The organism is Parvibaculum sp., from assembly GCF_049651025.1.
Classification (GTDB): domain Bacteria; phylum Pseudomonadota; class Alphaproteobacteria; order Parvibaculales; family Parvibaculaceae; genus Parvibaculum.
Window position 1 is genome coordinate 1 of the sequence record NZ_JBASBH010000003.1, and the last position, 7,918, is coordinate 7,918.

Genomic DNA, 7,918 nt, shown 5'->3' on the forward strand with positions numbered 1-7,918 from the left:
CGGACAATCCAGCACTACCCCGGCAGGCAAGCCGTCCCGTTGACATGCCCGGTCGAGCCGCGCACATGCCGTGTCTCCGTGAAGTCGCGGCAGCGGTTTCCCTTGGCGTCGGTATATTCGCGCTGCGGCGTGATCTCTCCGCTCGCCTTGTCGGACGGCGTTTGCCAGCGAATGCTGGTGCCGAGCGGCACATCCATCACCCGGCTCATCGCCGTGCGCTGTTCCGATGCCGCAAAGCCTGAAAGCGTCGGGCCGTTCGAGCCGCCGATTGCATAGCCGATGGCAAGTCCGGCAAGCGCGAAGGCCTTCGCACCGCTGCCAGCGCCGAAAGCGCCGCCAAGCAGCACGCCGCCGCCCGGACCAACAATGCCCGTGCTGTCTTCAATCGGCGTCTTGATGAGCGGCACCGGCCTTTGCTCGGTCACGCGCGGTTGCGGATTAGTCGTCTGGGCGCAAGCGGCTAGCGCAAATGCGGCGCAGAGAAGAGATATGGAACGAGGTTTTTTCATCCGATGATCTTCAAGATGGGTTCAATGTAGCGCCGCAGCGTCGGGCTCAGCGCCGACAGCGTGTTCAGGACCAGAGTGATGATCGCGATATTCGGATTGGCAGTGCCGGGCGCACCGGCCTGCGGGCCTTGAAGCAAATGGGAGAGGCCCGCAAAGCGCTTTTCCAGCGCTTCGAGGTCCTCGCGCAGGTCTTCCCGCGCATCGTCGATGGAGCGGGCGAGGATTTCGGATTCGAGCTTTGCCGTGCGGCCGGGTGCCTGCAACGCGAAGGCGAGTGCGGCTGCCGCCATCACGGCCAAGCCGCCGCCGACGATCAGCGCTGCATTCAATTGGCCATAGGCATTGGAGAGCGCAATGAACAGGGCGAAGGCCAGCATGGCGAGCGCAAGCAGGCCGACCAGCACGGCAATGCCCGTCCAGAGTATGCGCCGCGCAACTTTGCGCGCCTCGATCTCGGCGCGCATCAGTTCCACTTCGGCGAGGCGGCGCAGTTTGACGGTGGTGTCGATCATGCCTTGTAACCTCTAGCGTGACAGAAGACGGGCAAGCACGAAGCCGATGCCCAGGGCGATGAAGGCGCTCGGCACCGGGTGGTCGGAAATCTGCTGCTGAAGTTCTTTCCAGCCCTCCTGCGCGCGTTCGCTCAGGTCTTCGGCAAAGTCTTCGGCGGTCTCGCGAATGCCTTCGGGCGCGTCGCCTTGCGCATCTTCCGCGATCATCGCCTTGGCGTCGGCAAGGTCCTTGGTCAGGCGCTCGACTTCGGCCCGGAGCTGTTCCAGCTCCTCCGCCGCCTTGTCGTCCGCCTTCGCGCTTTTCTCGGTCATGAGTCCTGTTCCTGCTGGTCTGACACTCTAACCTAACGCCCCGCGCCTAGCTTCGCTCCCTTCCGTGTCAAAAGGAAGATGGTCTTGATGCCGTCAAAGATAGGGGGAGGCGAGGCGGATGGCCGCATCCCGCAGCTTTACGGGAAGCGAACGGCTGGCGATCTGCTCATAGGTGACGGGTCTTGCACCGGCAATCTTGGCGTCGATCATCCGGTCGAGACGCGTGGCAAAGGCGCTGCCATAGCATTCGAGGTTCAGCTCGAAATTGAGCCGCAGGCTGCGCCCGTCCCAGTTCGCAGACCCCACCATCGACCAGATACCGTCGACCGTCATCAGCTTGGTGTGTTCAAACGGCCCTGTCGTTTTCCATACGCGGCAGCCCGCCTCGATCAGCCACAGAAGTTGCGGCGTCGCCGCCCAGTCCACGAAGGGCAGGTTGTTCGTTGCGGGCAGCACGATGTCGACCTGAACGCCGCGCATGGCGGCGAGCGAGAGCACGGTGCTCAGGGTTGAATCGGGCAGGAAATAGGGCGTGACGATGCGGATCGCCTCGCGCGCTTCCGTCAGCGCGCCGAGCAGCGTCCAGCGGATCGGGTTGATGCCCTGATCGGGGCCGCCCGGCAATCCGCGCGCGATGATGTCGGCGCCCGGTCCGCTCGAGGGGAGGATCTGGGGAAACCAGTCCGGCCCGTCCAGAATTTCGCCGGTGGTGAAGGTCCATTCATGGGCGAAGGTGCGCATCAGTTGCGCCACGACCGGCCCCTCGACGCGGAAGTGATGATCGAGGATCGGCTTTCGCGGGTTCTGGCGGACGAGGTTTCCCTCCGCGATATTCATGCCGCCGGTAAAGCCGAGCTTGCCGTCCACCACCAGAATTTTCTGGTGATTGCGCATGTTGAGATAAGGCATCTTCCACGGCAGGAACGAATGCAGGAAGCGCGCATAGTTGATGCCGCGCGCTTTCAGATCGGGAATGATCGAGGGGTGCGAATACCAGGAGCCGACGCCGTCGATCAGCAGTCGCAGGCGCACGCCGCGCGCGGTCGCGCGTGTCAGCGCATCGAGAAAGAGCTGGCCTGCCCTGTCATTGTTGAAGATATAGGTCGACAGCGCGAGCGAGCGCGTTGCGCCATCGATCGCCTCGATCATGGCGGGATAGGTTTCGTCGCCATTCTCCAGCACGTCGATGGCGTTGCCCGCTTCGAAGCGTTCGGGCAAGACCTTCTGGCCAAAGCGCGCGAAGACTTCCAGCGCGCGGCGTTGCTCGCCATGGTCGGCGGGAAGTGTGCCGGGCCGTGCGCGCGGCAGCGGCAGGGCGGCGCCGCGTCTTATGCCGCGCATCTCTCTCGCGCGGCGCTGTATGCGATTGACGCCGAAAAGCAGATAGATCAGCCAGCCGAGAAACGGCACCAGCAAGATGAAGCCCACCCAGCCTGCCGCCGAGCGCACATCGCTCTTGGTCAGCATGGCGTGACCGGCGGCGCCGAGCATGGCGGCAAACTGGATCGTCGCAACGGCTATGGGCCAGATATCGGCGAAAGTCTGCATGGTCCTCGCGTGGTTGGAGAAAAGGGCGGGGGCGAGAGCGGCCTGTGCCGCCACGGCATTGTCCTCGTCGAGAAGACCTGTCGGCAAGCCGTATTGCTCGCTTTTGTCCGGAGGTCCGTCCACCCCGTGTCCCGCAAATCTGGGCCAGACGGCCTTCAAAGCCAAGTACAAGATAAATAGTCGGCAATTCCTAGTTGGAGATGCTGATCGCCGTTTTCACGATCTGGGCGATCCGGCTGCGGAGCCATTTATGGCCCTGGTCCTCGTCGAAGGATTTGGCCCAGACCAGTGAACTTCGCAGGCGCGGCAAGGCCACCGGCGCATCCAGTATGGTGATGGCGTGGTCGCGCATATGGCGGCGGATGAAGGCAAGTCCCGTCACCGCTACAAGGTTGGTCACTTCCACCATGGCCGGGATGACGCTCACATCGGGCATCACACAGGCGATCTCGCGGGTCACACCGGCCTTGCGCAAGGCATCCTCGACCAGCGTGCGCGCGGCGTGATTTTGGGAAGCGACCACATGGCGCAGATTGCTCAGCACGTCCTTGGTAACCGGTTTGCCGAGTGCGGGATGGCCATGGCGGACGGTGAAGACCAGCGGTTCTTCGGTCAGCACTTCATGGCTCATCGTTTCATCGAAATGGGCGGCGGGCAGAAAGGCCGTCTCGATCGTGCCGTTGCGAATATCGGTCAGCAGGTCCGGCGTGTCGATGTCCTGCAGCACCATTTCGAGTTTGGCATTGGGCGCTTCCTGCTCGAACAGATTGGCGAGCGCGGGCGCGAGCATCATGCGGTAGAGATCGTTGAAGCCGACGCGAAAGCTCCGCGTCGATGTTGCCGGATCGAACTGGCGCACGGTCGTCAATATGCCTTCGACGGAGGAAAGCGCATGGCGAATGGGCAAGGCGAGGGCGGTCGCCACTCTCGTTGGCATCATCTTGTTGTCGGAGCGGAAGAACAGTGCGTCGCCCGTGAAGTCGCGCAAGCGGCGAAGCGCGTTGCTCACGGCGGGCTGCGACAGGTCGAGTTTTTGCGCCGCTGCGCCGATGCTGCGCTCCCGGTAGATGGCGTCGAAAACCAGCAGAAGGTTCAGATCGAGATTGCGAATATTCACTTGTCAGCCCGGGTTGAACAGGGGGCACAGGTTAATGCCGCCTCTCATCAGGCGGCAGGCTCCTATTGAACAGAATTCCTGAAACAAATGAAGGCAATTCTCAAGGCGAATAAACATCCGTGTTGTGAATAGCGGTTCCCCTGTTTTCGGAATGAACCCGCGCATTTTGGTGGCTCTTGCGGAAATGCATCTTGCCCGGACTCACGGCGCTTGCTGCATTCATCCGGCGTGGCAGGGGGCGGATTCTCGTTTGCCTTAACCATGGAAATCACGATCTGACGTGCACGGCGAGACGCGCGGGGGCTTCTGCATGCTTCGCGTCCGGCGGTGCCCGTCTCAAAGGCCGGGGGCCGATATGACATCGACAGCGCAATATTCCGTCCATCGCAAGCGGTTCGCCTTTCCGCTCCTTGGCCTCGCGGCCGGTGCGCTAGTCCTGCCGCATGTGGCGATGGCGGATACGACCATCTCGACGAGCGCCGGCCCGCAGACCTGGACGAGTGATGATTTTCTGGTGACGGATACGGGCGCGATAAATGGCGGTGGCGCCAACGCCATCGAAGTCACGGCGCCCGGCAGCGGCATGCTGACCAATCGCGGCATAATCACCGCACCTGCCTATTACGGCATCAGCACTGTCGGCGGCTTCGGTTCTATTGTGAACAGTGGCACCATTAATAATGTCCTCAGCGGGATCTATATCGTCAATCCCGATGGTGGCACGGTCACGAACGAGGCCGACGGCATTATTTCAGCATCGAATGTCGGTATTACTTACGCCGGGCCGTCGCTCTCCGTCATCACCAATGCAGGCTACCTGTCGGGCGACTATGCGGCCCTCCTGTCCTCATCTATTGTCGTCGGCGGTGTGTCCACGGGATATGGAACGGTTGATATCGTCAATAATAGCGGGACGATGACCAGCGCCGGCTACGGCATTAATGCGCCGGGCGGGATCGGCACGCTCAACAATAGCGGCACGATTTCCGGTGGCAGCAGCACAGGCAGCGCCGGGATATATATCAGCAGATTTGGTACGCTGATAAATGACGTTGGCGGAACGATTTCCGGCTATAACGCAATGCATAATGTCAGCTTTGACACGATCATAAATCGCGGAAATATCGTCGGCATCAGCGAGGGATTGAATGTTTTTAGCTTCGGAACGTCAGATCTTATCCAGAATGACGGGCTGATATCGGGCGACACTGCCGTCGATGTGAGTTTTGGCGGGGTGAGAACGCTCATCAACAACGGCACAATCAGCAGCGACGATGTTGCCTTGGCTGCGGGCACAAGTGGTATCGGTACGCTGACAAACAACGGATTGATCCACGGACAGATTGTCCTCAACGGATCGGGCAACTTTCCGGTCGTCGCACCTGAAATCATTATCGATAATTTCGTCAATTCAGGCACAATTGAAGGCGACATTATCGCCAAGAACGGTGCCACTCTTACCATCAACGGCGGCACGGACAAGCGCGGTGTTCTGACAGGGCTTGGCGGTGCGCAAGGGCTCATCAATACAAATTTTGGGGCGCCTGCTTTGCCCATCTTCGACGTTTACAACGCCGTCAGTCAGGATATTACCTTCGGCAGCGGTTTGTTGCTCCTCAATGACACGATTTTCGCGCGCAATGCCAATGTGCGTTTTGCCGGTGCCAATGTGCAGGTGAACAACGAAGTCGCCGTCAGCGGCCATGTCATTCTCTCGGCAGGCGAGATGGTCTTCGGCGTCACCGCGCCCGACACTTATGGTCACTATGTCGTTACAGGGGACGCGGATCTCGATGCGGGCCGTGTCTCGCTCGTCGCGCTTGGCGCGCCCGTCTTCGCGGTCGGCCAGAGCTATCACCTGCTTACAGCCGACAGCGTCACGGCATCGGACATCACCACATCGGTTGAAGGCTATCAGACCTCCTATGCCATCATGGACAATGGCGGCGCTTATGATTTCGTGGTCACGCTCGACGGCGTCGCGCAGGCCTATAACCATCTGGGCCTCACCGCGCCGCAAATGGCGCTGAACAATGTCACGCCGGTGGCGGACGCCATCGCCTCGCATCAGTCCTCCTTCAAGGTCGCGAGCATCGCGCCCATCGTGCCCGTCAACATGCAGCCTTCGCAGGGGCGTCTCTGGGGCAAGCTGCTTTTCGCCAATGCCCAGCGCAGCAGCGCGTCGGGCGCAACGGGCTATGACGCGAACGGCGCGGGCTTTGTTGTCGGCGCGGATATTCCGGTTTCGCGCGACGTCGATGCCGGTCTTGCCTTCAACTGGGTCCGCAGCATCGGCGACAGCAAGGATCGCTTCGACGGCACGGATGTGACACTCAACACCTATCAGTTCACCGCCTATGGCACATGGCGGCCCGCGTCGCGCCTCAGCATTGACGGGCAGTTGTCCTATGGCTTCAACCGTTTCGATCAGCGCCGTTCGGTGAGCCTCATCGCAAGCATCGCCAGCGCCGATTATGACGGCGACCAGATCGTCGGCGATGTGCGGATCGGTTATGAGGTGCCGCTCAGCGGCTCGACCTCGCTGACGCCCTTCGCCGATCTGCGCGCAGTGCATATAACGACTGATGGCTATAGCGAAACGGGCGCGCTCGGCGCAAACCTCACCGTCGACAAATTCTCGACGAGCAGCCTGCGTCATGAACTCGGCGTCAAGCTTTCAACGAGTTTCGACACGAGCGGCGGCAAGGTCACGCCGGAGCTGCGCCTTGGCTGGTTGCACGACTATAACGACAATCCGCTTTCCGTCTCGGCAACCAACGGCATCGCCGCCTCCACCCGCGCCACGGATCGCGTCGACAGCGATGGTCTCGATGTCGGCTTCGCTCTCAACCTCGCGGCCAATCGCAATGTCGATGTCAGCCTCGCTTATGACGGCGAGTACCGCTCCGACTATCGGAGCCACACGGCCGTCATCAGGGCAGCCTTGCGGTTCTGATCAGAACCGCACCGTCGCGCCCGCATAGGCGGCCCGGCCTTCGCCGGGGAAGTAGCGGTCATTGCCGAACGCATAGTCAGCGCGATCCGCATAGCGCGTATCGAAGATGTTGGAGAGGCGGCCGAAAAGGGAAAGGTTCTCGGTAAGCGAATATTCCGCCCGCAGGTTGAAGAGATCGTGGCCGTCATAGCGTTGCGTATTGCCCGCATCCATCCAGTAGGCGCCCATATGCACCCATTCCACTTCGGCGCGCGCCTTGTCGGCAGCGAATGTATAGCCGAGCCGCAGATTGGCGATGGTGCGCGGCGCTGTGTCCACATCGTCGCCCTTGAAGATTTGTTCCGAGCCGCCCGGCGGCAGGTGATTGAAGTCGTAAGTGTGGCGCGCATAGGTCGCCGACGCCGCAATGTCGAAATTCCACATCAAGGGCGCGGAGACTTCCGCCTCGATGCCCATGTGTTTCGTTCGTCCATCCGTCACATTGTTGCCGTTGGCGTCGCGAAAGTAGAAATTTCTCTTTGTCATGTAATAGGTCGCGACTTCGTAAGCCGCGCTGCCGATCTGTCCGCGTGCGCCGACTTCAATACTGTTCAGCACTTCCGATTTGACCTGGCTCGGATCGATCGGCGTCGCGGTGCCGGGAACTTTCTGCTGGCGATACATGTCGGTTGTCTGCGGCGCGCGCGCGGCGCGGGCGAGGTTGACGAAGCCCGTCACATTCTCGTTGAAGATATGCGTGAGGCCAAGCTTGGGCGTCGGATTTGAAAACGTGTCGACGCGGTTTGCCGGTCGTGCGAAGCGATCAAGCGCATAGACGGACACGCTTGTCGGCCCTGCAAGGTTTTCATAATCGTAGCGCGTATATTCATAGCGCAATCCGGCGGTGAGCTGCGTCGTATCGCCAAGCTGCCAGATCGTATGCAGATAGGGCGCAAGCACCAGCGCCTTCACCGTGTAGTTGTAA

General features: G+C 60.9%; 7 protein-coding genes. 1 reads left to right on the plus strand and 6 read right to left on the minus strand.

Translation table 11 applies throughout. The annotated features are described in order from the left end of the window. Nucleotides 1-14 precede the first annotated feature (14 nt). The 5 genes from WA943_RS00165 to WA943_RS00185 form a co-directional block, all read right to left on the minus strand. A complete protein-coding gene (locus tag WA943_RS00165) occupies nt 15-509 on the minus strand; it encodes a hypothetical protein (protein WP_424467471.1) in 495 nt (164 codons plus the stop codon). Continuing rightward, on the minus strand, nt 506-1,021 hold the full coding sequence (locus WA943_RS00170; RefSeq protein ID WP_424467473.1) for a phage holin family protein: 516 nt from the start codon (nt 1,019-1,021) through the stop codon (nt 506-508). The genes WA943_RS00165 and WA943_RS00170 overlap by 4 nt, the downstream gene beginning before the upstream one ends. 12 nt (nt 1,022-1,033) lie before the next feature. Beyond that, the gene (locus tag WA943_RS00175; protein ID WP_424467475.1) at nt 1,034-1,333 is read right to left on the minus strand and encodes a DUF883 family protein; all 300 of its coding nucleotides are present in this window, start codon (nt 1,331-1,333) and stop codon (nt 1,034-1,036) included. A 93-nt stretch (nt 1,334-1,426) separates the two neighbouring features. Continuing rightward, entirely contained in the window at nt 1,427-3,004 is a 1,578-nt protein-coding gene (locus WA943_RS00180; RefSeq protein WP_424467477.1) for a phospholipase D-like domain-containing protein, read from the minus strand. Nucleotides 3,005-3,071: 67 nt separating this feature from the next. Then, the gene (locus WA943_RS00185; RefSeq protein WP_424467479.1) at nt 3,072-3,998 is read right to left on the minus strand and encodes a LysR family transcriptional regulator; all 927 of its coding nucleotides are present in this window, start codon (nt 3,996-3,998) and stop codon (nt 3,072-3,074) included. A 355-nt stretch (nt 3,999-4,353) separates the two neighbouring features. Between WA943_RS00185 and WA943_RS00190 the strand changes: the two genes are divergently transcribed. After that, complete coding sequence (locus WA943_RS00190; protein ID WP_424467481.1) at nt 4,354-6,954, plus strand: autotransporter domain-containing protein; 2,601 nt, start codon at nt 4,354-4,356, stop codon at nt 6,952-6,954. Here the strand turns inward: WA943_RS00190 and WA943_RS00195 are convergent. Further along, nucleotides 6,955-7,918: TonB-dependent receptor domain-containing protein (locus WA943_RS00195; protein ID WP_424467483.1), on the minus strand; the 964-nt coding region annotated here is incomplete at its 5' end.